At 68.4% G+C, this 24,755-nt stretch carries 21 protein-coding genes; 9 read left to right on the top strand and 12 right to left on the bottom strand.

Going from position 1 to position 24,755, the window contains the following annotated elements; genetic code table 11:
* Positions 1-280: 280 nt before the first annotated feature.
* Positions 281-1,099 carry a hypothetical protein gene (locus GLA29479_RS16940; protein WP_057972295.1) on the top strand — a complete coding sequence of 273 codons (819 nt, stop codon included), beginning with the start codon at positions 281-283 and terminating at the stop codon, positions 1,097-1,099.
* A 107-nt stretch (positions 1,100-1,206) separates the two neighbouring features.
* The gene (locus GLA29479_RS16935) at positions 1,207-1,620 is read left to right on the top strand and encodes an MmcQ/YjbR family DNA-binding protein (protein ID WP_057972294.1); all 414 of its coding nucleotides are present in this window, start codon (positions 1,207-1,209) and stop codon (positions 1,618-1,620) included.
* A 91-nt stretch (positions 1,621-1,711) separates the two neighbouring features.
* Here GLA29479_RS16935 and GLA29479_RS16930 read toward each other — a convergent pair whose 3' ends face one another.
* From GLA29479_RS16930 to arsH, 6 genes are all read right to left on the bottom strand, one after another.
* Entirely contained in the window at positions 1,712-3,493 is a 1,782-nt protein-coding gene (locus GLA29479_RS16930) for a PLL family lectin (RefSeq protein ID WP_057972293.1), read from the bottom strand.
* A 320-nt stretch (positions 3,494-3,813) separates the two neighbouring features.
* Positions 3,814-6,345 (bottom strand): serine/threonine-protein kinase, encoded by a 2,532-nt coding sequence (locus GLA29479_RS16925; protein ID WP_057972292.1) that lies wholly within the window; start codon positions 6,343-6,345, stop codon positions 3,814-3,816.
* Positions 6,346-6,402: 57 nt separating this feature from the next.
* Positions 6,403-7,080: an ECF-type sigma factor gene (locus tag GLA29479_RS16920; protein ID WP_169795687.1), complete on the bottom strand. Its 678-nt coding sequence runs from the start codon at positions 7,078-7,080 to the stop codon at positions 6,403-6,405.
* Between the two features lie 133 nt (positions 7,081-7,213).
* Positions 7,214-7,669, bottom strand: coding sequence for an arsenic resistance N-acetyltransferase ArsN2 (gene arsN2, locus GLA29479_RS16915; protein WP_057919455.1), 456 nt, complete (start codon positions 7,667-7,669; stop codon positions 7,214-7,216).
* A 56-nt stretch (positions 7,670-7,725) separates the two neighbouring features.
* Positions 7,726-8,145 carry an arsenate reductase (glutaredoxin) gene (arsC, locus tag GLA29479_RS16910; RefSeq protein WP_057919456.1) on the bottom strand — a complete coding sequence of 140 codons (420 nt, stop codon included), beginning with the start codon at positions 8,143-8,145 and terminating at the stop codon, positions 7,726-7,728.
* Positions 8,146-8,148: 3 nt separating this feature from the next.
* Positions 8,149-9,003 (bottom strand): arsenical resistance protein ArsH, encoded by an 855-nt coding sequence (arsH, locus tag GLA29479_RS16905; protein ID WP_082638765.1) that lies wholly within the window; start codon positions 9,001-9,003, stop codon positions 8,149-8,151.
* Between the two features lie 46 nt (positions 9,004-9,049).
* On the opposite strand from arsH, the gene GLA29479_RS16900 reads away from it, so the two are divergent.
* Positions 9,050-9,409, top strand: a complete 360-nt coding sequence (locus GLA29479_RS16900; protein ID WP_057919457.1) for an ArsR/SmtB family transcription factor — start codon at positions 9,050-9,052, stop codon at positions 9,407-9,409.
* A 44-nt stretch (positions 9,410-9,453) separates the two neighbouring features.
* Positions 9,454-10,479: an ACR3 family arsenite efflux transporter gene (gene arsB, locus GLA29479_RS16895; RefSeq protein ID WP_057973242.1), complete on the top strand. Its 1,026-nt coding sequence runs from the start codon at positions 9,454-9,456 to the stop codon at positions 10,477-10,479.
* Between the two features lie 68 nt (positions 10,480-10,547).
* Here arsB and GLA29479_RS16890 read toward each other — a convergent pair whose 3' ends face one another.
* Positions 10,548-10,886, bottom strand: coding sequence for a hypothetical protein (locus tag GLA29479_RS16890; RefSeq protein WP_144436582.1), 339 nt, complete (start codon positions 10,884-10,886; stop codon positions 10,548-10,550).
* 290 nt (positions 10,887-11,176) lie between these two features.
* Here GLA29479_RS16890 and GLA29479_RS16885 point away from each other — a divergent pair, with 290 nt between their 5' ends.
* The gene (locus GLA29479_RS16885) at positions 11,177-11,944 is read left to right on the top strand and encodes a trans-aconitate 2-methyltransferase (RefSeq protein ID WP_057972291.1); all 768 of its coding nucleotides are present in this window, start codon (positions 11,177-11,179) and stop codon (positions 11,942-11,944) included.
* 83 nt (positions 11,945-12,027) lie between these two features.
* Here GLA29479_RS16885 and GLA29479_RS16880 read toward each other — a convergent pair whose 3' ends face one another.
* The 3 genes from GLA29479_RS16880 to GLA29479_RS16870 all read right to left on the bottom strand — a co-directional run bounded on the left by GLA29479_RS16880 (position 12,028) and on the right by GLA29479_RS16870 (position 16,871).
* Positions 12,028-15,111: a TonB-dependent receptor gene (locus GLA29479_RS16880; RefSeq protein ID WP_082638764.1), complete on the bottom strand. Its 3,084-nt coding sequence runs from the start codon at positions 15,109-15,111 to the stop codon at positions 12,028-12,030.
* Positions 15,112-15,214: 103 nt separating this feature from the next.
* A complete protein-coding gene (locus GLA29479_RS16875) occupies positions 15,215-16,309 on the bottom strand; it encodes a FecR family protein (protein ID WP_057972290.1) in 1,095 nt (364 codons plus the stop codon).
* Positions 16,287-16,871, bottom strand: a complete 585-nt coding sequence (locus GLA29479_RS16870) for an RNA polymerase sigma factor (RefSeq protein ID WP_057919461.1) — start codon at positions 16,869-16,871, stop codon at positions 16,287-16,289. Before GLA29479_RS16870 ends, GLA29479_RS16875 begins: the two co-directional genes overlap by 23 nt.
* Before the next feature lie 151 nt (positions 16,872-17,022).
* On the opposite strand from GLA29479_RS16870, the gene GLA29479_RS16865 reads away from it, so the two are divergent.
* Both GLA29479_RS16865 and GLA29479_RS16860 read left to right on the top strand, forming a co-directional pair.
* Positions 17,023-18,090, top strand: coding sequence for a cyanophycinase (locus GLA29479_RS16865; protein ID WP_057972289.1), 1,068 nt, complete (start codon positions 17,023-17,025; stop codon positions 18,088-18,090).
* A 46-nt stretch (positions 18,091-18,136) separates the two neighbouring features.
* Entirely contained in the window at positions 18,137-19,192 is a 1,056-nt protein-coding gene (locus tag GLA29479_RS16860; RefSeq protein ID WP_082638763.1) for an isoaspartyl peptidase/L-asparaginase family protein, read from the top strand.
* A gap of 64 nt (positions 19,193-19,256) precedes the next feature.
* On the opposite strand, the gene GLA29479_RS16855 is transcribed toward GLA29479_RS16860, so the two are convergent.
* Positions 19,257-21,893, bottom strand: a complete 2,637-nt coding sequence (locus GLA29479_RS16855) for a LysM peptidoglycan-binding domain-containing protein (protein WP_057972288.1) — start codon at positions 21,891-21,893, stop codon at positions 19,257-19,259.
* A 208-nt stretch (positions 21,894-22,101) separates the two neighbouring features.
* On the opposite strand from GLA29479_RS16855, the gene GLA29479_RS16850 reads away from it, so the two are divergent.
* Both GLA29479_RS16850 and GLA29479_RS16845 read left to right on the top strand, forming a co-directional pair.
* Entirely contained in the window at positions 22,102-22,980 is an 879-nt protein-coding gene (locus GLA29479_RS16850) for an AraC family transcriptional regulator (protein WP_057973239.1), read from the top strand.
* Between the two features lie 61 nt (positions 22,981-23,041).
* Positions 23,042-23,857, top strand: a complete 816-nt coding sequence (locus GLA29479_RS16845) for a methyltransferase domain-containing protein (RefSeq protein WP_057972287.1) — start codon at positions 23,042-23,044, stop codon at positions 23,855-23,857.
* A 23-nt stretch (positions 23,858-23,880) separates the two neighbouring features.
* Here GLA29479_RS16845 and GLA29479_RS16840 read toward each other — a convergent pair whose 3' ends face one another.
* Complete coding sequence (locus GLA29479_RS16840; RefSeq protein WP_057972286.1) at positions 23,881-24,720, bottom strand: DNA alkylation repair protein; 840 nt, start codon at positions 24,718-24,720, stop codon at positions 23,881-23,883.
* Positions 24,721-24,755 lie beyond the last annotated feature (35 nt).

The following is a 24,755-nucleotide window of genomic DNA, read 5'->3' as shown; positions in this document are numbered from 1 at the left end:
AGGCGTGGCGACGCAGGCCCATTCCGGTGCATCCGCGTTCGCAGCATGGCCCGATTGGCCGCTTGCCGCAGCCCACCCCGTTAACCCGCTCGAAGCCGTGCCGCCGGCCTGTTGGAAACGTTGGGGAGCGTTTATCCGGGGCGACGAAGGCCGACCTGTTGCACGAGGACACCCGTCTTGCGCGCGGCGACCACGCTCAGATCCGACCCGCCAGCCACCGCGTTCGCACAGCGCGTCGAGCGCTTCGCCTCGCCCTGCCACCCCCCAGAAGGACACGACCATGAGCTATCCGGATTGCCAGTACTCGCATGTCACCTGGGTCCGAAAGGACAGTGCGGCCTTCAAAGCGCTGAGCGAGGGTTTGAAGAACCCGCACACGGCGCCCGGCGCGGTGACGAGCTTCCTAACCAACATGACCGCGGCGCATAAGGCATTCAAGCAAGGACTGCATCCGCACGCGGATGTGATGGCTCTATTGCGGGCTTACCAGGACACGACCGGCATCATCTCGACGCGGGAATTCACCCTGCCCGACATCCCCAGCAACCCCAACGACCCGGGCAACAGTTTCGCCACCGACCTGATCGAAGGCATCGCCGGCGCGGCGTCGACCGAGATCGGCATCGGCATCAGCCTGTACACATTGGTGCTGGACCTGATCGAGCTGTTCGACATCAAGCTGCATCTGCAGGGCCTGCTGTTCAACACCGCAGCCACCGACCTGGAAAACATCAACTTCCGCTTCGGCCCAAACGGCATAGCCAACATGCTGCCGCTGTCGACGACGATACCCGCGGCCAAATCGATCATGAACCCGGTCGACAAGAAGAACTACGACTGCGTCGGTTTCACCGTGTTCGGCGGCGTGGGCTATCAATCGCTGGAAGGCTTCTACATCGCCGTGACCACGCAGCGCAAGGAAGATGATCCGCCGCCCATGTACTGCCAGTACTACGCCCAGGACCGGGGCATCGCGCCGGGTTTCGACGACCGCAATCACGCGCCGCTGCGCGAGGTGTTCTACGAGGCGAAGGTCACCGGGGTAATGGTGCAGCAGGTCTCCAATCCGAACGGGATCGTGGCGATCGTTTATGGCTGAAGGCGGCATCGCCGCTCGCAGGCCGCTGCTATCCGGCGGCGGTCGATGGCCCGCTTGGCGGCGGAACTGGCAAACTCCGATACGCCTCCGCTGCGCTGGACCGAGCCATGGCCGACCACCCCGAGGTTTCCGCCGAGATCGTCCTGCGACTCTCGTCGATCTGCCTCGGCCTGCCCGAGGCCCATGAAGAGCGGGCCTGGGTCGGCACACGCTGGATGATCGGCAAGAAGAACTTCGCCCATGTGCTGACGATCGCCACGGGCTGGCCGCCAGCCTATGCGCAAGCCGCGGGCAGCGACGGGCCGGCGACGGTGCTGACCTTCCGTTTGCCCTTGCCGCGCGCCGATGCGCCACGCTTCAAACGTGCGCCGTTCTTCCGGCCGGTGTGGTTTCCGAACATCGTCGGCATGACGATCGATGGGCACACCGATTGGGACGAGGTTGCCGACCTGCTGAGCGAGAGTTATTGCGTGCTGGCGCCGAAGAAGCTGGCGACGCGGGTCGATCGATCGACGGATTAACGCTTGCGCAAGCGATTGCGACCGCCATAACGACGAACGGGCGGGGCTCGCGCCCCGCCCGTCGCTTCGATGGCGCGCCCAGGTGCCGCGCTTAAGGCGCCACCACGTCCCAATCCATCACGTACCACCACCAGTTGTTCTGCACGCCGAGATGGCTGCCGACGAAGTTCGGCACCTTGCCGAGCCAGTACAAATGCCAGCCGCGATCGGCCGCGCGATAGCCGTCCGGGAAGGTGCAACGCGGCCCGCCCCACTTGGTGCAGTTGTTGAGCGTGGTCGCGCCGGGGCTCAGGTTCGGATAGTTCTCCCAATCGTCGCAGGTGTTGTACTCGTAATGGCCGTTGGTGAAGTCGTAGCCCCAGCGGTTGCCGGGATCGTACTGTGGCGTGTTGAGGCTGCCGTGGATGTTGCCGCAGGCCGCGGTGGTGGCATCGAAGCCGCGCGCGGTGAAGCGTTCGAGCAAGTTGGCATCGGGCGGGAACATCGTCGACGGGGGTGCCGGCGGACTGTTCGCCCAACGGCCGAAGCGATGCTTCATGGTGCCTTCGACGCGATGCCCCATGTCCTCCAGCATTCGCTCCGGCTCGCGCTCGTAGTTGAAACCCATGATGTTGAGTTTGACCTGGCAGGTGCTGAGCTGGGGCGGGATCGGATCGCCGTTGGTCCAGAACGCGCCGGGCCCGGCCATATTGGCTTCGAAGTAGCCGAAGTATGGCCCGCCCCATAGCCACAACTCGTCGATTTCGCCGGCGTTGGCCTTCTCGCACACGCCGTACTGGCGCAGCACGCTGACGTAGTCGAAATCGTTCTGCCGCGGGCAGGTGTCTGGCTCGTCGGCGAGACACTTCAGGTAGGTGGCTTCGCTGTAGATCGGGTTCTGGGTGCGTGGCGCAAACGCATCGACGAACACATGCTTGGCGATCGAGTACTGCACCACCTGGCCGCTGGCTTGTTCGAGGAACTGGATGTACTGCTGTTCCAGCACGCGCGGGTCGTACCAGCCTTTCGCCTGGCTCAGGCGCTGGTTGTTCATGCTTTGGATGGTCGGGTTGAACTCGATCACCATCACCCGCTTGTGGATCGGATCGTCGACGCGCGGGTCGGCGGAGCGGCCGACGCCATCGAACAACGACGAGATGTCTTCCCAGGTGTTCCAGTTCGGCTCGGTACGCCGGTAGACCTGGTCGCCGCGGGTCACGAACTGGCGCAGCTTGCCGTCGTTATAAAGTGCGACGTGAAAAGCGGTGATGGTTGCCTCGGAACTGCCCGCGCCCGAGAACACCGAAGTGATGTCTTCCCACGCCGGCCAGCCGCCGCTCGCGGTCTGGGTGCGGCGGAACACCTGCCCGCCGCGCACCACGAACTGGCGCTGCAGACCATCGGCATACACCGCCACCGAAAACGAGCTGATCGGCTCGCTGCCCGTGCCCGGGAAGGCCGCATCGATGTTTTCCCACAGACCCCATTGATCTATGCCGGTCTGGATGCGCCGATAGACATGGCCGCCGCGAGTCAGGAACTGCCGGTGCAAGCCGTCGCGGTACAGCTCGACGTCGAACGAGGTGTTCTCGCCGAGGGGCAACTGGGGCACGCCCTCGAAGGCGGCACTGATGTTCTCCCAGGTGTTCCAGTTGGGTTCGGTGCGCTTGTAGACGCGGCCGTTCTTGACCAGGTACTGGCGCTGCAGGCCGTCCGAATAAACAGTCGGGCCGAACGAGGCGAGCGTGTTGGTGCGGCCTTGCACGACCGATGCCGGACCGACCGCGGCCGTAGCGGGTAAAGCGCTCGCGGCGAAAGCGAGCGACAGCGCGCCGAGCGCGGTCGACAACAGCGGCAGGCGCCGCCGGGGTTTGCGATGGAAGATGAGCTGCATGGTGAAACTCCTGATGGAAGGCAGCGGTGTTCGATGCGAATGCGTAGCCGTTGCGTCGTCGCAGTCCGTTACGACCCGATACCTGAGCGAGGGATGCCACGTCGGTGGCATACAGGGGTACGAGAGGAGGCTGCGGAACCTGACATGGCGGTTGCCGCCCCATCCATCGTCGCGTCGGAACGACGCCGTCCGGCCGCACCTGCGCCGAATGAGAATGGCGCAGTGGATAGACCCGGCAGGCCGATGCCTGCAGCGCGGTCAGCGACGCATGCGCACGAGGATGCCGAATCCATCGCTCGGCGCACCCGGGCGCCGCGCCCTTACACGCCGCAGCGCTGGCCCCAGTCTCGGCTGATGCGGGTACGCCATGGGCGCATGGCGCCGGCGGCGGCACGCGCCACTACGAAGGCCTCGCGGTTGCCGCTCGATGAATCGAGCCGGCATTGCGCATAGGCCAGTGCCAGAGCATGGAAATGCCCGCTGGCGCGCTCGTTGAGCGAACCCGAGCGCAACGCGCTGCCGTCGGCTTGGACGATCGGTCGCAGCGCCTTGACCGCACCGCGCAGCGCGGTATCTATTGCGCTTTTGTCGGCGGCGAGATGATCGGCCTGTGCAATCAGCGAGAGCGCCCCCAGCCCGGTGCGCGAATAACGCATTGGGCTGGAAGGCGGCAGCATCACATCGTCGATACGCGCGACCTCGGCCAGCAGCTTCTGCGCCGCCGCCGGCCGCCGCTCGATCACCTCGAGCAGGGCCTGCACGAACAAGGCGTGGGCGAGGAAGGAATCGGTCGCGCCGAAATGCGCACGCGATTCTTCGAGCGCGGCGGCCATCAGAGTTCGCGCTTCGCCCAACCGCGCCTGATCGATCAAGGCGACGGCGAGGACGCGGCGCAATATCAGGCCGTCCGCGTGGTCGCTGATGCCGCAGGGGCCGATCATGGCCAGCGCGCGGCGCAGACGCCGCTCGGCATCGGCCGGACGCCCCTCGTCGATATCGAGCATGGCCAGATTGCCGAGCCCGGCGTAGTGCGAGCGGCAGGCCAAGCGACGCTGCAGCGAATGCTCGGTCAGGCGCAGCACCTGCTCGTAGGCGTCGCGTATCGTCGCGGCGTCTTCGCGCTCGCCGGCCAGGTTGGCGCGCCACAGTTGCAGGCTGGTACGCAGGTCGGGATCGCGCGGCGCGATGCGCGCGGCCAGCGCAACGGCTTGATCCAGCTCGCGCTGCGCTTCTTCGGGCCGTTGCAGATGATGCAGATACCCGGCCCTGAGCAACCGGGTCTTGGCCAGGGTTTCCTGATCCGCCTGCGGATGCGCCTGCCACAACGCAATGGCTGCGCCGGCGGCGCGTTCGGCGTCCGCGTCGCGACCGAGGTAGCTGGCCGCGCGCCCGTTCGCCGCCAGCAACGAGGCACGCACCAGTGGGTCGCGCTTACGATCGGCCAGCAACTCCTCGAGACTGGCCGCCATCAAGGCCCGCGCCGACACTTCGCCGCTGGTGGTCTCGCGCGGCCGCGCCTGTTTGAACAGATCCACGAAGTACTCGGCGGTCGCTTCGGCCTGGCCGCGCTGCGCCTCGGCCTTGGTCTGCGCCGCGGTGGCCTCGTCGCGGGCGACGCGGGTGCGCTGCAGCTCATCGCCGAGCCGGGCGAAATGATAGAAAGCCATGCCGCTGGCCAGGACCAGCGCCGCCGCCGCGGTGGTCAAGGCCGGCCAGTGCCGCTGCGCCGCGCGCCGCCACCGATAGGCCCGGTCTTCGCCGCGCGCGTGCACCGGCCGTTTCTCCAGCCAGCGTTGCAGGTCGTCGGCCAGGGCCGCGGCGCTGCGATAGCGCTGCTGCGGCGCCTGCGCCGTCGCTTGAGCGACGATACAGTCGAGATCGCCGCGCAAGCGCGCCAGCAAGCGTTCCGGCGTGGTCGCCCGCTCGTGCGCGACTCGCTGCGCCGCCGAAGCATCGCGCTTGCGCAGCGCCTCGTACGCGGACGCGAGCCGCGGCGACGCCTGCCCGAGCGCCGGCAGATCGTCGGACAGCAGCACCCGCAGCAACATGCCCAGCTGATAGACATCGGTCGCGGTGGTGACCGCGCGGCCCTCGCGCTGCTCCGGCGCGGCCCAGGCCGGCGTCATCGCCAGGGCCTGGGTCTGCTCGGCGTCGGCATCGTCGAGCCATTTGGCGATGCCGAAGTCGAGCAGCTTGGCTTGCCCGGCCTCGTCGACCAGCACGTTCGCCGGCTTGAGATCGCGATGCACGATCAAGGCGCGGTGGGCGAAGTCGATCGCCGCGCAAACCTGCTGCACGAGTTCGACCCGCTGCTCGATCGTTGCCGCGCGCGCCGCGCACCAGCGGGTGATCGGTTCGCCGCGAACGAGCTCCATCGCGAACCACGGCTGGCCTGTCTCAGTGACGCCGCCGTCGTACAACTGGGCGATGCCCGTGTGCTGCAGCCGCGCCAGCGCCTGGCGTTCGCGCAGGAAGCGCTCGGTCAACGGGCTCGCTCCCAGCGGCGCAAAACCGCTCCAGATACGTTTCAGCGCGACCTCGCGCTCGTACGCGCCGTCGCAGCGCGCGGCGCGGAACACCTCGCCCATGCCGCCACGGCCGATCCGTTCGAGCAACCGGTAGGGCCCGATCCGCAATCCGGTCGCGTCGCCTTGCGGCAGTGACGTTCCTGGATCTACGCCTGCTTCCGACTCCTCGACCTGCGCCAACAGCGCTCGCACCCGCGCCTGCAGCGCCTCGTCGCCCGCACAGGCCTGCCCGAGCAAGCGCTCGCGTTCGGCGGAAGAGGCGTCGAGCACCCCACGGAACAACTGCAGGGCGCGGCGTTCTAACGATGATTCGTCGAGAGTCATGCTGAAACTCTGGCTTGGGTCGCTGAAGACAACGCGAAGCGTCGCCTCAAGCTGCCATCACTCTGACAGACGGTCGCGCAGCCAGGCGCGGGCCGCGGCCCAATCGCGATAGACCGTGCGCTCCTCGACCTCGAGCAAACGCGCGACTTCGGCCACGCTGAGCCCGGTGAAGTAGCGCAGTTCGACCACCTTGGCCATGCGTGCGTCGAGTTTGGCTAATTCGTCCAGCGCCACGTCGAGTTCCGGCAGCAAGGTGCGCTCCGGGATCGGCAGATCGAGCGCGCAGGCGAAATCGTCGCGCTTCCAGGCACCGCCGTGCTTGTCGCACGCCGCGCGCCGGGCGCGGTCGACCAGCAACTGCCGCATGATCCGCGCCGCGGTATGGAACAGATGCGCGCGACTGCCCAGGCACTGCGGCCGATCGCTGCCGAGCAGGCGCAAGAACACATCGTTGACCAGCGCCGTCGGCTGCAAAGTGTCGTGGCCGCGATGGCCATACAGCTCGCGCCGCGCGATCGCACGCAGATCGGCGTAGACCAAGGGCAGCAAAGCATCGAGCGCCTTGGCATCGCCCCCGCCCCAGCGCTGCAACAGCGCCGTTACCTCGGCGCCGGCCTCTTCCGATCCGAGCGCCGATCCGTCATCGGTCGATGCCGACTGCAACACCGCCGCTTCGGCCGAAGGCCGGCCGACCGCCGCAGTCCGCGGCGCTTCCAACAGCTCCAAACCCGCCATATCCGAGGTCCATCTCCAGTACTGCCCCATTCGATTAACGCAGTCCGCGGCCAGATGCGGACGCCGGCGCGATGGCGTACTCGGATATCGCTCTCAAACGGTCCTGCCGGCCGCACGCTACCGACGCACTGCGTCAACCAAGCCGCGCCGGCTCGAGCACCAAGCTCATGCACACCGCCGAGGCCGGGCACAGCGAGCGGAACTCCGCGCTGCGCTGGATGCCGGCCGGGGCGGCGGCCCGGTCGATGACGGTGTAGCCGCGGCGGGCGAAGAAAGTTTCGGCGGTCTGGGTCAGCAGCACCAATTGGCGCAGGCCGCGTGCGCGCGCATCGGCTTCCAGCGACGAAGCGAGGGCATCGCCGATGCCGCGGTGGCGGGCCCGTGGCTCGACCGCAAGGGAGCGCAGCAGGCCGGCCTCATCGAATACCTCGATGCCGACCACGCCGAGCATCGCCTGGTTTTCGTCGACTGCGACGCGGAACTCGATCGCGGCGCTGGCCAGATCGTCGATCGGCAGGCCGCTGTCGGCCAACAAGGTGCGCACGGCGGCGGTTTCGTCGGCGGCGAGCGGGCGTATGGCGGGCGTCATCGGGGTTTCCGGGTGGGCGGAGGTTCGTTGGTATCTTGACCGATCAGCCTGCGAGGCTACGACACCCGGCGCCCGTCGGCATCGATCACGACTTCGCCGTCTTCCTTGCTGAAAGGCCGGGTGATCGGCGGCAACAGGTCGAGCACGAGTTCGGACGGACGGCACAGGCGCACGCCGAGCGGGCTGACCACGAAGGGACGGTTGATCAGGATCGGCTCGCGCAGCATCGCTTCGATCAGGGCATCGTCCGTCAGTGCGGGGTCGTCGAGGCCGCGCTCGACATAGGGCGGTACGTTCTGGCGCATGGCCTCGCGGACGCTGAGGCCGGCGGCGGCGATCAACTCGACCAGGGCCGCGCGCGAGGGCGGGTCCTGCAGGTACTCGATCACGGTCGGCTCGATCCCGGCGTGGCGGATCAGGGCCAGGGTATTGCGCGAGGTGCCGCAGGCAGGGTTGTGGTAGATCGTGACGTCCATGGCTCAGCTCTGGTTGGAGGCGCAGGCAGGGCCGCAGCACGCCGACGGCATGCGCGCAGCAGCGCTGGGGCGGGTTGCGGTGTTCGTATCGGCTTCGGCCTCATTCGCCGCATCGTTCGCAGCGTCATCGGCAGCTGCGGTCGCGGGCAGTGCCACCGCGCCGGATGCGACCGCCAGCGCCTGCGCGGCGAGGTCGCCCTTGCGCTCGCTGTAGCGGCTGCTGAGGTAGTCGCTGCGGTCGCGCACCAGCAGGGTGAATTTGAACAGTTCCTCCATCACGTCGACGATGCGATCGTAATACGGCGAGGGTTTCATGCGCCCGTGCTCGTCGAACTCCTGCCAGGCCTTCGGCACCGACGACTGGTTCGGGATGGTGATCATGCGCATCCAGCGGCCGAGCACGCGCAGCGCGTTGACCACGTTGAACGATTGCGAGCCGCCGCAGACCTGCATGACCGCGAGGGTGCGGCCCTGGGTCGGGCGCACGCTGCCCTCCTCCAGCGGCAGCCAGTCGATCTGGTTCTTGAACACCGCGGTCGGGCTGCCGTGGCGCTCCGGACTGACCCAGACCTGGCCCTCGGACCATTGCGACCACTCGCGTAACTGCCGCACTTTGGGATGGTCCGCGCTCACGCTGTCGAGGATCGGCAGATCGTGCGGGTCGAACACCCGGGTCTCGGCGCCGAAGTGGCGCAGGATGCGCTCGGCTTCGAGCGCGGCCTTGCGGCTGAACGACTGCGGGCGCAGCGAGCCGTACAGGATCAGGATCCGCGGCGGGTGGGTCGTGCCGCTTAGGGCGAGCTTGTCGAGGTCGGGCAGGTCCAGGGCGGCGCTGACGAGGTTGGGTAATTGGGTCATGGCGGGTCGGCTTGAGGTCGGGTTTCGTTTCTACTATTCTGGAATTATGGAAATCAATCAAGCCACCACCGCCCTGGCCGCCCTGGGCCAGTCCACCCGTCTGTCGATCTTCCGCCTGCTGGTCGAGGCCGGTCCGGCGGGACGCATGGCCGGCGAGATCGCCGAGGCCCTGGCGCTGCCGGGCGCGACCCTGTCCTTCCACCTCAAGGAACTCAGCGCCGCCGGCCTGGTGCAGGGCGAGTCACAGGGCCGCTACATCTGCTACCGCGCCGACTTCGGCGCCATGAACGGCCTGATCGAGTTCCTGACCCGCAACTGCTGCGGCGGCCAGCCGCAACAGTGCGCACCGGCCGCGTGCGACCCGCAGGCCGGCAGCTGCGCAAGCCCGAAGCAGGCGCAGGCATGAGCGCGGCCGCGCAAGCCGCCGCGCCGGCGCCGCTGGCCAAGCGCATGGGCGCGTTCGAGCGCCACCTGACTTGGTGGGTGCTGGCCTGCATCGTCGCCGGCACCGCGCTCGGCTACGCCCTGCCGGGGCTGTTCGCGAGCCTCGGCGAAGCCGAGGTCGCCCAGGTCAACCTGCCGGCGGCAGCGCTGATCTGGCTGATGATCGTTCCGATGTTGCTGAAGATCGACTTCGCCGCGATGGCGCAGGTACGCCGGCAGTGGCGCGGCATCGGCGTGACCTTGTTCGTAAACTGGGCGGTCAAACCGTTCTCGATGGCGATGCTGGCCTGGATCTTCATCCGCCATGCCTTCGCCGACCGCCTGCCGGTCGAACAACTCGACTCCTACGTCGCCGGCCTGATCCTACTCGCCGCCGCACCGTGCACGGCGATGGTGTTCGTGTGGAGCCACCTGTGCGACGGCGATCCGGAGTTCACCCTGAGCCAGGTCGCGCTCAACGACCTGATCATGGTGGTCGCGTTCGCGCCGATCGTCGGCCTGCTGCTGGGGCTGTCGTCGATCGTGGTGCCGTGGTCGACTCTGCTGTTGTCGGTCGGTCTGTACATCGTCGCGCCGGTGGCGATGGCGATGCTGCTGCGCAAGGCGGTGCTGCGCCGCGGCGGCGAGGCCGCCTTGCAGAAACTGCTGCATCGCCTCGGCCCGCTGTCGTTGGCCGCCCTGTTGCTGATGCTGGTGCTGTTGTTCGGTTTCCAGGGCCGGCAGATCGTGGCCCAGCCGGCGATCATCGCGATGCTCGCGGTGCCGATCCTGATCCAGGTCTATTTCACTTCGGGCCTGTCGTATCTGCTCAATCGCAAATTGGGCGTAGCGCACAGCGTCGCCGGCCCGTCGGCGCTGATCGGCGCGAGCAACTTCTTCGAGCTGGCGGTGGCCGCCGCGGTCGGCCTGTTCGGCGTGCACTCCGGCGCCGCGCTGGCCACGGTGGTCGGGGTGCTGGTGGAAGTGCCGGTGATGCTGTCGGTGGTGCGGATCGTCAATGCCAGCAAGGGCTGGTACCAAGCACGCGCCTGAGCGCGAAAAGCCGGCGAGTAAGGAATCGGCGCGCCCGGGCCCATGGCCGCGGGCGCGCATCGCCGGGTTCAGGCGGCGCGACGCCGGGCGAGCTCGGACTCGAACGCGGCGCGGGCCGCGCCGGAAATCATCCGCGCACGCGTCCACGCCGCTTCCGCCGCACAGGCGGCCTGCGACCAGGACAGCGTCGATCCGGAACAGATCTGCTGATAACGCGCTTCCAGCTCGGGCACCACGTCGTCGAAGACCAGGCCCGGATTCTCGATCTGCGCGGTGATGCCGAGATAGATCGCCGGTGCGTAATCCTCGAACCGGGTGCCATCGCGATAGAACGCCGCATGACGATAGTTCAACGCCCAGTAACTCAAGGGCAAAGTCGTAGCGTCGGCGGAAGATTTCGTACTCATGGTGCAAGGCTCCGGTCAGGTCGAAGCCCCCTGTGCGCGGCACCATAATCGATGCGGCGACGAAGTTTATGACCGTTCGTTCATAGACTTGCCGAAGGCCTTAGTCGCTCACGCTCCAGTTGTGATCGCCTACACGATTCAACATCGCGTTAACGCCGGTGATGGAATGCTGAGCGTGAACTACGACGCCGAGCTCCGCAGCGCGCCTGCCCGATCGCAGCGCCGCGCATGCACGAAGACGGACCACCGAAGACTGACATCCGACCGACCATCGGTTCGCGGAGCTCGCCATGTGGGACCCCGATAAGTACCTCGACTTCGCCGATCTGCGCGGTCGGCCGTTCTTCGACCTGATCGAACGCGTGCACGCCGAGCGTCCGCGCCGCGTGGTCGACCTGGGCTGCGGCCCCGGCAATCTGACCCGTGCGCTCGCCGCGCGCTGGCCCGCGGCCAAGCTCGAAGCCAGCGACAACTCAGCCGAGATGGTGCAAGCGGCGCGGGCCGCCGGCGTCGCCGCCGAATTGCGCGACGTGCGCGACTGGGTGCCGCGGCCCGACACCGACGTGGTGGTCTCGAACGCGGTGCTGCAATGGGTGCCCGAGCATCGTGAGTTGCTGCGTCGTTGGGCGCGCCAGCTGCCGGGCGGCGCGTGGATCGCGATCCAGGTGCCGGGCAACTTCGATGCGCCCTCGCACGTGCTGGTGCGCGAGCTGGCGGCCAGCGCCTCGTGGGCGCCGCTGCTGGGCCCGGTCGAACTGCGCGAAGGAAGCGCGGTCGATGCGCCGCGCGCCTACGCCGAATTGCTGGCGACGCAGGGCTGCGAGGTCGATCCCTGGGAAACCACCTACGTGCAGCGTCTGTCCGGCCCGGATGCAGTGCTGGAATGGATCAGCGGCACGGCCTTGCGCCCGATCAAGGCCGCGCTCGATGGCGCCGGTTGGCAACGCTTCTGCGCCGAGCTCGCGCCGCAGCTCGACCGCGCCTATCCGCCGCGCAGCGACGGCACCACCTGGTTCGAGTTCCGCCGCATCTTCGTCGTCGCGCGCACGGCGCGCTGACGCGCGGGCAGGCGCCTGACGATGGAAACCGGGCAATCTAAAATCGCCCCGCGGCCATCCTTGCCGCGGGACGCGGGGTTGGCCTATAGAGCTCGGCCGCCAAATTTGTGGGTGTATTGCAGAAAGACCTGGCGGCCGACGGCATCGAACCAGGACACGTCGTAATACGGGTAGCTGCTGTAGGTCGCATCCTTCGGCGGCAACTTGTCGAACAGATTGGTCACCGCCAGCGACAGCTGGGCGTGGTCGCTGAAGCGGTAGCGCAGCGAAGCGTTGTAGCGATAGGTCGCGCCGATCCAGGCGCCGGCGTCGCCGCCGGGCTCATAGATCTCGTTATAGGAATCCCCGCTCGGCAATCGGCCCAGGCGTTCGCCGTGCAGCGTCGCCGACCAGCGCTCCTTTTCCCAACTCACGCTGGCGCTGGCCTTGGTGCGCGGGATGTCGAAACCGCTGTTGACCGCGAACTGGTCTTCGACGCGGTCGCCGGCGTACTGCTGGCTTTCGTGCTCGCGCACCCAGGTGTAGCTGGCGCCGAGGCGAAAGCTGCCCAGGCCGGTGTCGAGGCGGTAATGGGCGCTGAAATCGACGCCGCTGGTGCGTTCGCTGGCGATGTTGATCGGGTTGACGTAGACGCCGTAGAGCTTGCCTTCGCCGGAGCGCCGGATCCGCGCCAAGGCATCGGCGCAGGTCGGCGAGCCGGCATCGACCGCGCTGCCGTCGGCGCGCGTGCCCAGGCGGCAGCCGGCTTCGTCGCGCAGCACGTCGTCGATGCGCAGGTCCTGAACCTGGTCGCGCAGATCGATGTCGAAGTAGTCGGCGGAGAAGTCCAGGTTCGAGCGCGGCGACCAGACCACGCCCGCGGTCCACGAGGTGCTGGTTTCCGGTTCCAGCTTGCGGTTGCCGCTGCGGGTGACGACCAGGCCTTCGTCGCCGTACGAGCAATCGTTGAGATCGCTGTCGGGCTCTTCGCTGCGGCAACGGTAATAGTCGATCCCGCTCGATTCCTGGTTGCCTTCGCCGGCGAACACGTAATGCAGGTCCGGCGCGCGGAACGCGGTGCCGTAGGAACCGCGCAACAACAAGGAATCGACCGGCCGCCATTCCAGACCGGCGCTGTAGGTGAACTTATCGATGTCGTGGCCGCCGTAGCGGTATTGGTCGTAGCGGCCGGCGACGCTGAGGTTCAAGCGCTCGTGCAAAGGCAAGCGCAATTCGCCGGCCGCGGCCCAGCGGTCGCGACTGCCGTGGCCGTCGGAATCGCGCCAGCTGTAGTAGTGATAGCCGGTGGCGAGCGGGTCGGGGCGCAGGTCGTAGCTCTGGTTGCCGAGTTCGAGCGTGCCGGCGAAACCGACCTCGCCGGCCGGCAGGGCGAACAAGTCTGTATTGGTCAGGGTCAGCGACAGCGCGTCGGTGCGCGACTTCGGCCGGTAGGTCGAACGCGCGCCGATGGCGTCGTACTCCTGCCGGCTCAAGGGTCGGTACAGGCGCTCGGGGTCGGCGTCGAAGATCGCGAAACCGTCGTCGTCGACGCCGAGTTGCGGACCGAGGAACAGATCATTGGCCCGGGACGCGACGATCTGCGGCCAACTGATCGTCGATTGATACTGCGAGTGGCTCAGTGCGGCTTCCCAGTCCCAGGCCTCGCCGAAGCGGCCCTTGAACCCGGTGGCGAGGCTGAAAGTGCGCTGCCGGTTGCGGATCATGCCGCGGTCGAGGCCGCCCATTTCCTCGGGCGAAAACTGACGCTGCCAATACTCGACCTGGTCGGTGGCCCGGTTGTAGAAGTAACCGGCCTCGTTGCCGTCCGGGGCCTGGTAGCTCCATTCGGTGACGTCGCGGTACATCGACAGTTCGTGATAGCCCAGCTGCACATCGGCGAACCATTCGCTGTCGTCGCCGAAGGCGTAACTCAACGAGGCGTAGGCATTGAGGCCTTTGCGTTCGTTGATCATGGTGCCGTAGCCGATCGACTCGTCGCTGCCGCAGTAATAGCCGTCCTCGCCGTCCGGCCCCCAGCCGGGACGCGCGGCGCGATACGTGGTACCGCCGTTGAGCGAAGCCAGCGGGCCGCAGGCGGCGCCGGGGTCGAGGTATTCGTCGTACCAGTTGGTGCGCAGGAAGGCGCGGCGCGCGGCGCGCGTGCTTGCGGTCGGCGCGTCCCGGGTCGAGTCCTGGATCGAGCGCTCGTAGGCCCACAGCGGGTTCTGCACCTGCAGCTCGAAGCCGTAGACCGCATTGAAGCGATCGTTGCCATAGCCGCTGGAGACGCCGAGGTTGAACGACTCGCCGCCGCCGCGCGTGGTGTCGCCGAGGCGAAAGTCGACCGTGGTGCCGTCGGCGCGCTTTTTAAGGATGAAATTGACCACGCCGGAGATCGCGTCCGAGCCGTAGATCGCCGAGGCGCTGCCGGTCAGGATCTCGATCCGGTCGACCATGCCGAGCGGAATATTGGAGATGTCGGTGAAGTTGCTGCGGCCCTTGAACGGCATCGGGAAGTCGGCGATGCGCCGGCCGTTGACCAGCACCAGGGTGTGGTTCGGGCCGAGCCCGCGCAGGTCGACCTGCTGCGCGCCCGGCGAGAAGTCGGCGGCGCTGGCCGACTGCTGGCTCTGGGTCTCGCCGCCGTTCTGGGTCATCGCCCGCAGTACGTCGGGCACGGTGGTGAAGCCGTTGGCCTTGATCTCCTGCGCGGTCATCACCGTGATCGGCGCCGGGCCTTCGATCTGGCTGCGCGGAATGCGCGAACCGGTGACCTGCACGCCTTCCAGCTCGGTCATCGTCGCCGGCGACGCCTCGACGATGTCGGCGCCGCTCCCCATCGGCGCCAACGACTTCGCCTTGCGCGGCTTGGGCGGCGTCGGGTCCTTGACGATCACCATCGCCCCCGACGCATCACGCCGCGCCACGTAGCCGCTACCGAGCAGCAGGCGGTCGAGCGCGGCTTCGGCCGACATCTCGCCCCGCACCCCGCGTGTACGCAGCCCCTTCAAGCGGTCGGCGCGGTAAACGAACTGCACTCCCGACTGCCTCGCCAACACATCCAGCGCCGACACCAGCTCCCCAGCCGGGATGTCGATCGCCTCATGCTTCGCCGCGACTTGCGCCTGGGCGGACAACACGGCCGAACAGGCCAGACTCAACAACCACACACGCGCACTTCGCGACATCGGGTTCCCCTCCCCATCGGCGCCTTGCAGCGCCCATCGGGATATCAGGACGAACGAAGCCGGCAAATCCCGCACGCGCTGCGGTATGCCGGCGCGGAGCCGGCTAGCGGCTGTGCAGGACGATGCGGTCCGGGTGGTGCTCGACACGGACCGGCGTGACCTGTTCGAGCAGGCGCACGAACACTTCGGTGTTGGACCAGCGGAAGTTACCGCCGACCCGCAGCTCGCCCGCGGCGGCATCGCCGATGACGATCTTGCGGGCGTTATAGCGGTTGAACTCGGCCGCGGCCGCGCTCAACGGCGTATCGCGGAACACCAGGTAACCGCGGCGCCAATCGACCTGGCGCTCGGCGTCCTCGACCGAACCGATGCGCACCAGCACGCCGCTGCGGCTGGCGAAGGCGGTGCTGCCGGCGGGCAATACGCTGGTGGGCTGGCGACGGCCGCCGACCGGCTCGGATTCGAGCCGCACCGTGCCTTCGGTGACGACCACGCGCAGGTCGGCGCCCTCGCGGCGCACCGAGAAGCGGGTGCCGACCGCGATCACCCGGCGGCCGCCGGCCACCACCGCGAACGGCCGCCGCGCATCCTTGGCCACATCAAAGAAGGCCTCGCCCTGCTGCAGCTCGACATGGCGCTCGCTGCGCGACAAGGCCACCTCGATGCGGCTGTCGCTGCTCAGCGTCGCCTGCGAGCCGTCGGCCAGGGCGACGTCGCTGAGATCGCCCATTGCGGTGCGGTACGACGCCTGTTCGACCACGGCATGACGCTGCCAGCCCCAGAACGAGGCGACCCCCACCAGCGCGAGCACGGCGACGGCGGCATAACGCAGCCCGCGTCCGCCACGCCCTGCCGACCGGCGCGGCGCGAACACCAGCGCGGCGGCATCGTGACCGGTCGCGGCCTGTGTCGACGACGGCTCCGCCGTCGCCTCGGCGCGCGGCGCCTGCAGATCGAAGCTCGAATGCCTCCATTGCCCGCGCGCCGGCACGCCGTCCGAGGCGGAACCGGCGCCGAGCGCCTTGAGCCGGTCGCTCTGCGCCCAGGCCGCGTCCAGGCGCAGGAACGCGACCCGGTGCGCGGTCGAGGCCTCGAGCCAGGCGTCCAGCTCGGCCTGTTCCAGCGCCGACCAATCGCCACGCTCGCGTCGCGCTAACCACTGCGCCGCGTCGCGCTCAATCTGTCTGCTGCTTGCCATGTTCCGTTTCCTTGTCGGCCTGCGGCTTGCGCGGCAAGTCCGTGCGCGAGGGTTCGCCGCCGTAGAAATACTCGGCGATCAGGCGCACCCCCTTGGCCATTTGTTTCTCCACGGTCTTCTCGCTGATGCCCAGGCGTTCGGCCACTTCCTTCTGCGACAACTCGTCGACTCGGCGCAGCCACACCACCTCGCGGCAACGATCGGGCAGACGGTCGAAGGCTTCGGCGAGACGTTTGAGGATCTGCCGTGCGCCGAGCCGGCGCTCCGGACAGACCTCGTCTATCAAGACGTTCAAAGCCTCGAAATCACCCACCGGCTCGATCGACACCACCTTGCCGCGGCGCAGGCGGTCGGTCATCAGGTGGCGCGCGGTCGCGAACAGGAACGACTTGGGCTGGGTCGGCAAGGCCTTGCCGGCGGCTTCGTAGACGCGGACGTAGACCTCCTGGCGCAGATCGTGAAGGTCGTCGCGATGCGGCCAATAACGCCGCAGCACATGCACCAGCGCCTCTTCGTGCACGAGGATCTCGCGGGCGAACCAGGCGTCGAGGGCGGCGTTCATGCGCCGACCTTAGCCGATTCCGTCGTCCATTCCGTAGCGGCCGCGGCAGCCGATCGGCGGATTGCGCGCGCCGGCGCGGATTTGCCAACGGACATGGGGGAAAGCGGGCGCTGGTTCGTCTTGGCCCTTCATTCCCAGCCGGAGTGGAACGATGCGCCTGTGGTCCCGCTGGTCCATGTCGGGTCGAACGCTGTGCCGAGGCGTGCTCGGCGCTGTCCTGGCCGTTTTTTGCTGCACCAGCGCCTTCGCCGCGGACACCAGCGACTCGCGCCGCGACGGCTATCGCTACTACGCGATCGGCGACCTCGCCGCGCCGCGGCCGGCGCCGACCCGCGCCGGGGCGATGCTGGTCGGCGGCGGCGATTGGCCCTACCCGGCGTTCCGCTGGATGATCGAACGCGCCGGCCACGGCCGCATCGTGATCCTGCGCGCCTCCGGCAGTACCGAGGCGCAGGACGAGTTCTTCAACGACATCGGCGGCATTACCGCGGCGCAGACCCTGGTGTTCGAGGATCGCCGCGCCGCCAGCGACCCGCAGGTGCTCGACATCGTGCGCCAGGCCGACGGCATCTTCCTCGCCGGCGGCGATCAGTCCAACTACGTGCGTTATTGGCAAGGCACGCCGCTCAATCGCGCGCTGGATGCGCACGTGCGCGCCGGCAAACCGATCGGCGGCACCAGCGCGGGGCTGGCGATCCTCGGTGCGCACGCCTACGGCGCCATGGACGGCGGCAGCCTGAGCTCGAAGGACGCCTTGAACGACCCGAGTGGGCCGCAGCTGACCCTGGTCGACGACTTCCTGCATCTGCCCTATCTCGAACGCGTGCTCACCGACAGCCATTTCGGCAAGCGCGACCGGCTCGGCCGCCTGATCGCGATGCTGGCGCGGCTGGCGCAGGAACAAGGCCGCGGCGATCTGGTCGGCATCGGCGTCGACGAGTACACCGCGCTGTGCATCGACGGCGACGGCATCGGCCGTGTCTTCAGCGGTAACGGCGGCCACGCCTGGCTGGTGGGTCCGCAGGCGGCGGCCACGGTCTATGCCGCGGGCAAGCCGCTGAGCCTGCGGGCGGTGCCGGTGCGCGGCGTCGGCAGCGACAGCCTGTTGCATCTGGCCGATTTCCGCATCGAGCGCCCGGCCTTCTCCGCGCTTTATGATGTCGAGGCGGGGCACCTGATCCGACGCGATGCGAACCCAGCGCCGGCCGCAGCGCCCTGATCGCGCCCGCCCTCGCCCCCTCGCCGCACGCCGTACGGAGCCGAACATGCAAACTGCCCTGCGTCATCATTGTTTCGCCTGGCTGCTGCTCGGCTCGGCGACGCTCGCCCACGCCGCCGAGGCACCGGCGAACAAAACCAAAGCGGCCAAACCGGTGCTGGTGATCCACGGCGGCGCCGGCGTCGAACGCGCCGGCATGACCCCGGCCGACGAAGCCGCGGCGCGCGCCGCGCTCGAACAGGCCTTGCGCGCCGGCCATGCGCAGCTGAAGGCCGGCAAGCCGGCGCTGGACGCGGTCACCGCCGCGATCACCGTGCTCGAGGACGCGCCGATGTTCAACGCCGGGCGCGGCGCGGTGTTCAATCACGACGGCCAAAACGAACTCGACTCGGCCGTGATGGACGGCGCCAGCCTGCGCGCCGGCGCGATCGCCGGCGTGCACCGGGTCAAGAACCCGATCCTGCTGGCGCGCACGGTCATGGAGAAATCCAAGCACGTGATGATGGTCGGCGACGGCGCCGAAGCCTTCGCCCGCGAACAGGGCGTGACCTTGGTCGATCCGTCCTATTTCCGCACCGAGAAGCGCTGGCAGCAGTTGCAGAAGGCGCTCAAGGAAGAGGCCTCGGGCAAGGCCCACGCCGATGTCGAAACCGCCAAGCACTTCGGCACAGTGGGCGCGGTCGCGCTCGATGCCGACGGCCACCTCGCCGCGGGCACCTCGACCGGCGGCATGACCAACAAACGCTATGGCCGCGTCGGCGACTCGCCGATCATCGGCGCCGGCACCTATGCGAATGCGCGCTGCGCGGTGTCCGGCACCGGCTGGGGCGAGTACTACATCCGCGCGGTCGCCGCCTACGACATCTGCGCGCGCGTGCAGTACGCCGGGCAGAGCATCGGCGAGGCCGCCAAGGCGGTGATCAACGAGGCGATCCCGAAGGCCGGCGGCGACGGCGGCGCGATCGCGCTCGGCGCCGACGGCCGTTTCGCCCTGCCCTTCAACACCGAAGGCATGTACCGCGGCTGGATCGGCGCCGACGGCGTGCCGCACGTGGCGATCTACCAGGACGAGGCCCTGGCGGAACCCGCACAGACGCCCTGATCGCAGCGGTACGGCTCGACCGATCGCGACGGCCGCAGCGGCCGTCGCGATCCGCTCATCGGCGTCAGCGCGCGGCGATGCGCAAGCGGTTGACCATGACCTGCAGCTGATCCGGCGGCATGTCGTTGATCGCCTTGATGGTCTCTTCCGGCGTCATCGGTTTGCCGGTGCCCAGGCCGTCGCGCTTGCCGTACTCCATCATCAGCGGCACCACCGGGATCGACTGGTAGTGCTCGTCCTCGCCGAGATCGCCCATGATCCGCGCCGCATCGGCGTCGAAACCGGCGTTCTGCAGGAACTCCTGCGAACCCTTGATCTTGGCGTCCTTGTCGCGGCCGTCGGCCAGAGCCGACTGGCCGAACACCGACACGCCGATCATCACCGCGCCGACGATGGCGCCGACCGGACCGCTCGACAAGGTCATGACCACCGTGCCGGTCGCACCCAATCCGTACAACGCCGCTTCGGCCTCCTTGTAGGGGCGGTCGGACAGCAGGGCGTCGGCCATCTTGGCGATGTCGCCGGTCGCCGACAGCAGGCCCAGCGCTCGGTTCCAGTTCTCGAAGCGCACGCCGGCGCGGGCGTGGCTGTCGACCAACGCCGAATCGGCGTCGATCGGGATGCTGCCCGGACGGTGCATCAGATCGCGTACGTCCTTGGCCAAGCCCGCCGCATCGGCGAAGGCGCCGACCGCATTGGCCCAGCCCGGGTCGCTGATCAGGTCGCTGCTCGACTTGGCGAAGGCCAGGCCGGCCGCGGCCACGCCGAGCGAACGGAAGGTCACGCCGGCGGGCTGGTTGGCGTTGAAGCCGTCGATACCGCTCAACGCCTGGTTGAACTGCTTGAGCTGGGCCTCCATCGCCGCGGTGTCGCCGGCCGGTACCGAGGTCAGGCCTTCGAGCGCGCGGATCGCTTCGCGGTATTGCTCGGAGTCCTTGCCGAGCAGGCTGGCGTAACGCGTGCTCAGCGATTCGAGCTGGGTCTTGGCGTTGGCGATGCTGGTCGGGTCGGACGAATCGAGGTCGGAGAAGACCTTCAGCGCCGCCTGCTGGATGCCGTCGTTGGCCAGGCGCTTGAGGTATTCGGCGCCCTCCTTCGAGACCTTGGTCACGTCGAACAGCTTGGTCGCCGCATCGGCTTCGGCGCCGATCAGGAAGTCGCGATCGCGCGCGGCAGCCAGACCGAAGGCCTGCAGCACCGAGTCGTTGTTGGCCACCGCCTGCATTTCCTTGCCGAGGTCCGGATACGTCGCCTTGAGGTCCTCGGGCAATGCGTTCAAGCCGCCCAGGGTGTCCTTGAGCACGTTCGCGTTCGCGGTCAGGCGGTCTTCGAGGCCGTGGAATTTCTCCAGCCAGCCCGGATCGGTCTTGCCCTTGCCGGCCAGGTATTTGTCGACCGCCTGCGAGATCGCCTCCGGCGGCAGGCCTTCGGAGTACTTCAACAGGCGACCGAGCTCGCCCATCATCGACTGGTATTCCTTCAGGTCGGCGTCGATCTTGCCCTGCAGCAACTCGGCGCCGTGACTGATGCCGCGCAGGAACACGCCGGCCTGTTCGTTCAAGCCCTGACTCTTGAGCTGCTGGGCCATCTCCAGGGCGAGCGCCGGGCTGGCGCCGTCGCGGATCGAGTTGGAGATGTTTTCCGAGAACGGCACCCACTGCCCGCGCAGCGCCTCGGGCTTGGCCAGGTACATGCTGGCGATGTCGGCGCGCATGCGTTTGCCGGCTTCGGTATCGCCGAGCGCGCCGACCACGCGCGCCATGTCGGCGTAGGAGCTGCCGCCGAACTTCTCGCCGGCGTACATCGGCTTGACCTCGACGATGCGCATCACCGTGTCGAGGTTCTGCGTCACCACCGCATTGGCGAGCTCGGGCGGCAGGCCGTCGACCAGTTCGGCCAAGCGCTTGGCCGCCTCGTTGGCCGGCACGCGCTGTTCGCGCGGGTCGTCGCTGCTGAAATTCGCGTACGGCGCCGCTACGTAGGGCTCGACCTTGTCGTTGAGCAAGCGGCCCAGCTCGGGGCTGGTCGACAAGCGCGCCTGCGCTTCCGGCGACATCGAGGCCCACTGCGACTTCAGGATCGACATCACCGACTTGGCGTCGCCACCGCCGGAGACCATCAGCGCGAATTCGACTTCGTGGTCGATGCTGATGTCCTTGACCGTGGCCTTGATGCTCGCCTGCGCCGCCGGATCGTCGGCGTGACGCGCGGCGATGCTGTCGCCGTAGGAGGCGATCGCCTTGGTGTCGTAGATCGCGCCGGTCGGGCGCGCGTCGAACTCGACCTGGAAACGCGCCTTCATCTCGGCTTGGATCGCAGCCTTCAACTCGGCCTGGGTCTGCGGCGTGGACTGCTGGCTGTCAGCCTTGAGCGCGGCGTCGACGCGCTGCGCTTCCGGCGATAGCGCCGGTTTGTCGGCCTGGGCCGGCGCGGCGGCATGGAGCACCGGATCGGCCTCGCCGTCGTGCGCGGGCGGCAACTGCAACGGCGTGTCCGGGTACAGCGCCTCCCAATTCAACACCTGCGGGTTGGCGTCCTTGAGGCTTTGTTCGTAGACCTCCTGCGGCACCGTGCCGCGGTGCTGCGCGGCGATTTCGGGCAAGGTCTCGTGGCGCTGGACCACGTGCACCGGCGCGGCCGGCTGGGTCGCGAGCTGCTGCACGGCGCGCGAAACGGAATCGAGGAAATTGATGAAGCTCATGGCGTGGTCCGCTCAGGTTCGGGCGAAAGTCGTTTGGCGGGGACCGTAGCACCGGCGGGGCGGCGGCGAACGCTAGGGCGGTCCCTAGGCCGTGTCATGGCGGCGCTGCCCCCCAAGCCGGCGTCGGCATGGAATGGCGGCTTTACCGCTGGCATCGGCGCGGCGCGGAGCCGGCAGCGCGGTGCGATGGGATGCGATGATTTGGGCCATGCCCGCCGCCCCCGACCATCGCTGCCGCGTCACCGCCTCGCCCTGGGCCGGCTTGTACGGCACCCAGATCGACAGCGCGCGCGAGTTCGGCCGCCATTGGCATGCGACCTACGGCCTCGGCCTGCTCGAACGCGGCGCGCAGAGCTCGGCGAGCGGACGCGGCCAAGTCGATGCCCGCGCCGGCGACCTGATCACGACCAACCCCGGCGAGGTGCACGACGGCCGCCCGCTCGGCGGCGCGCGGCGCTGGCGCATGCTCTACCTCGACCCCCAGCTGATGCATTCGATGAGCGTGCCCTGCGTTGCGCCGTCGCTGGCGTCGGCGGGTTCGCTGGAACTGGTCCGCCCGGTCATCCGCGACGCCCGATTGCAGGGCTTGCTGATGCGCTTGTTCGCCGGTCTCGACCGCTGGAACCAGGGCCAGGCCCACGACGACGACGGCCTGGCCTGCGAAGAAGCCCTGGTGCGGGTCTGCGCACAACTGCTCGAACGTCACAGCACCCAGGCGCCGGCGCTGGCGGTGTCGGCCGACCTCGCCCAGGTGCGCGAACGGCTCGCCGACGACCCGCAGCAGGCGCCGAGCCTGGACGAACTGGCGGCCCCGTTCGGGCTGACCAAGTACCAACTCCTGCGCCGCTTCCAGCGCGCCTATGGCCTGCCGCCGCATGCCTGGCTGGTCCAACAACGGGTCGAACGCGCCCGCGACCTGATCCGGCGCGGCCGCAGCCTGACCGATGCCGCGGCCGACAGCGGCTTCGCCGATCAAAGCCATATGACGCGTGCGTTCGCGCGCCAGTTCGGTTTCACCCCGGGCGCCTGGCAGCGGGCGGCATCGGCTCGCCGGCCGCGCAACGACGGCGCCGCACCGCCGCAATAAGCTTCAAGACGCGCGGTCGAGGCCGCACGAGACTGCCGTCTCCATCCTCGATACCGCCGCCATGACTTCCAACTACGTCCACGGTTATCACCCGCGCGAACACGCACGCCTGCAGGATCAGGCCGGCACCCTCGCCGACCTGCTGCACGCCGATACCGTTTATCCACCCGGCAGCCGCGTGCTCGAAGTCGGCTGCGGCGTCGGCGCCCAGACCCTGACCCTGGCCCGGCGCAGCCCGAGAACGCGGTTCACCTCGATCGACCGTTCCGCCGAGTCGGTCGACGAAGCGCGCCGACGCGCCGACGCGGCTGGCCTCGACAACGTCGAGTTTCTGCAGGCCGATCTGTTCGAGCTGCCGTTCGCGGACGGCAGTTTCGATCACGTATTCGTCTGCTTCGTCCTCGAACACCTGGCGCGCCCGCTCGCGGCCCTGGCCTTGCTAGACCGCGTGCTCAAGCCCGGCGGCACGATTACCGTGATCGAAGGCGACCACGGCACGATCTGTTTCCACCCCGACAGCGCCGCCGCGCGCGCGACGATCGATTGCCAGGTCGAACTGCAACGCCGTGCCGGCGGCAACGCCCTGATCGGCCGCAGCCTGTATCCGCTGCTGGTCGCGGTCGGCTTCGACCGGGTCGCGGTGTCGCCGCGCATGGTCTATGCCGATGCGGGCCGTCCCGCCCTCGTCGATGGGTTCACCGACAAGACTTTCTGCGCGATGGTCGAAGGCGTGCGCGATGCCGCGATCGCGGCCGGGCTGAGCACGCCGGCCGCGTTCGACGCCGGCCTCGCCGACCTGCGCCGCACCACCCGCGCCGACGGCACCTTCTGCTACAGCTTCTTCAAGGGCGTGGCGGAGAAATGGCGGCGCAGTTGAGCCGTCGCGGCCTGGCGCCGCGTCTACTTGTTGTCGCGCGGCGCCTTCGTCGCGGCCTTCCGTACCGGCGCACGGGCGGCCTTGGCCGCGACGCGGGCGATCACCGCCGCGCTGTTGAGTTCGCGCAACGCGTCCTTGCCGACCCAGCGCGGCGCGGCGTCTTCGGAAGCGGCCAAGCGTTTCGCCACCGCAAGCGCGGCGGCGTGCAGCACGGCATTGCGTTTGCCGATCGAGCGCAAGGCCCAATTGACGGCTTTCTTGACGAAGTTGCGTTCGTCGCCGGCACCGGCTTCGATCAGTTCCAGGCCGTGCAGGAAGGCGGCATCGGGCGCGGCCTTGTCGTGCACGGTCTTGCTGGCCAGCAGCGCGAACGCCGCGCGTTTGAGGAATTCGTCGCGACGCCCGGCCCATTGGTCGATCTTGCGCCAGGCATGCGGGCTGCGATCGAACAAGGCGAAACAGACGGTGTCGCACACCGCCCAGTTGTCGAACTGGCGGCCCCAGCGGTCCATCTGCGCGGCGCTGACTTCGGCCGGGTCGTCGAGGTAGGACGCGAGCAGGCGCGCTTCGTACCAGCCGCTGCCCCACAAGGCCTCGGCGAGTTCGCGGTCGCGGCCGAGGCGCTTGGCGATGGCCTGGATCGACGCCATCGGCACGCCGAAGGCGCGCTCGGTGGGGATCGCATAGCGCGCCAAACCATCGCGATGGCTGATGCTGGAGGCGGCGCGCAGTTGCGCCAACGCATCGGCCAGGCGTTCGGCGAGCGGCGGTGGCGGCGCTGTCGCAGCCGAAGCCGCCCGCTTGCTCGCGGACGGCGTGCGGGTCGCCTTGGCGACAACCTCGGTGGCGGCAGTGCGGGCCATGTCTTACCCCTCACGAAGACGGCGACGCCAATGTA

It is taken from the genome of Lysobacter antibioticus, assembly GCF_001442535.1.
In the GTDB taxonomy this organism is placed as follows: Bacteria; Pseudomonadota; Gammaproteobacteria; order Xanthomonadales; family Xanthomonadaceae; genus Lysobacter; species Lysobacter antibioticus.
This window is presented reverse-complemented; position numbering and strand designations above follow the sequence as displayed.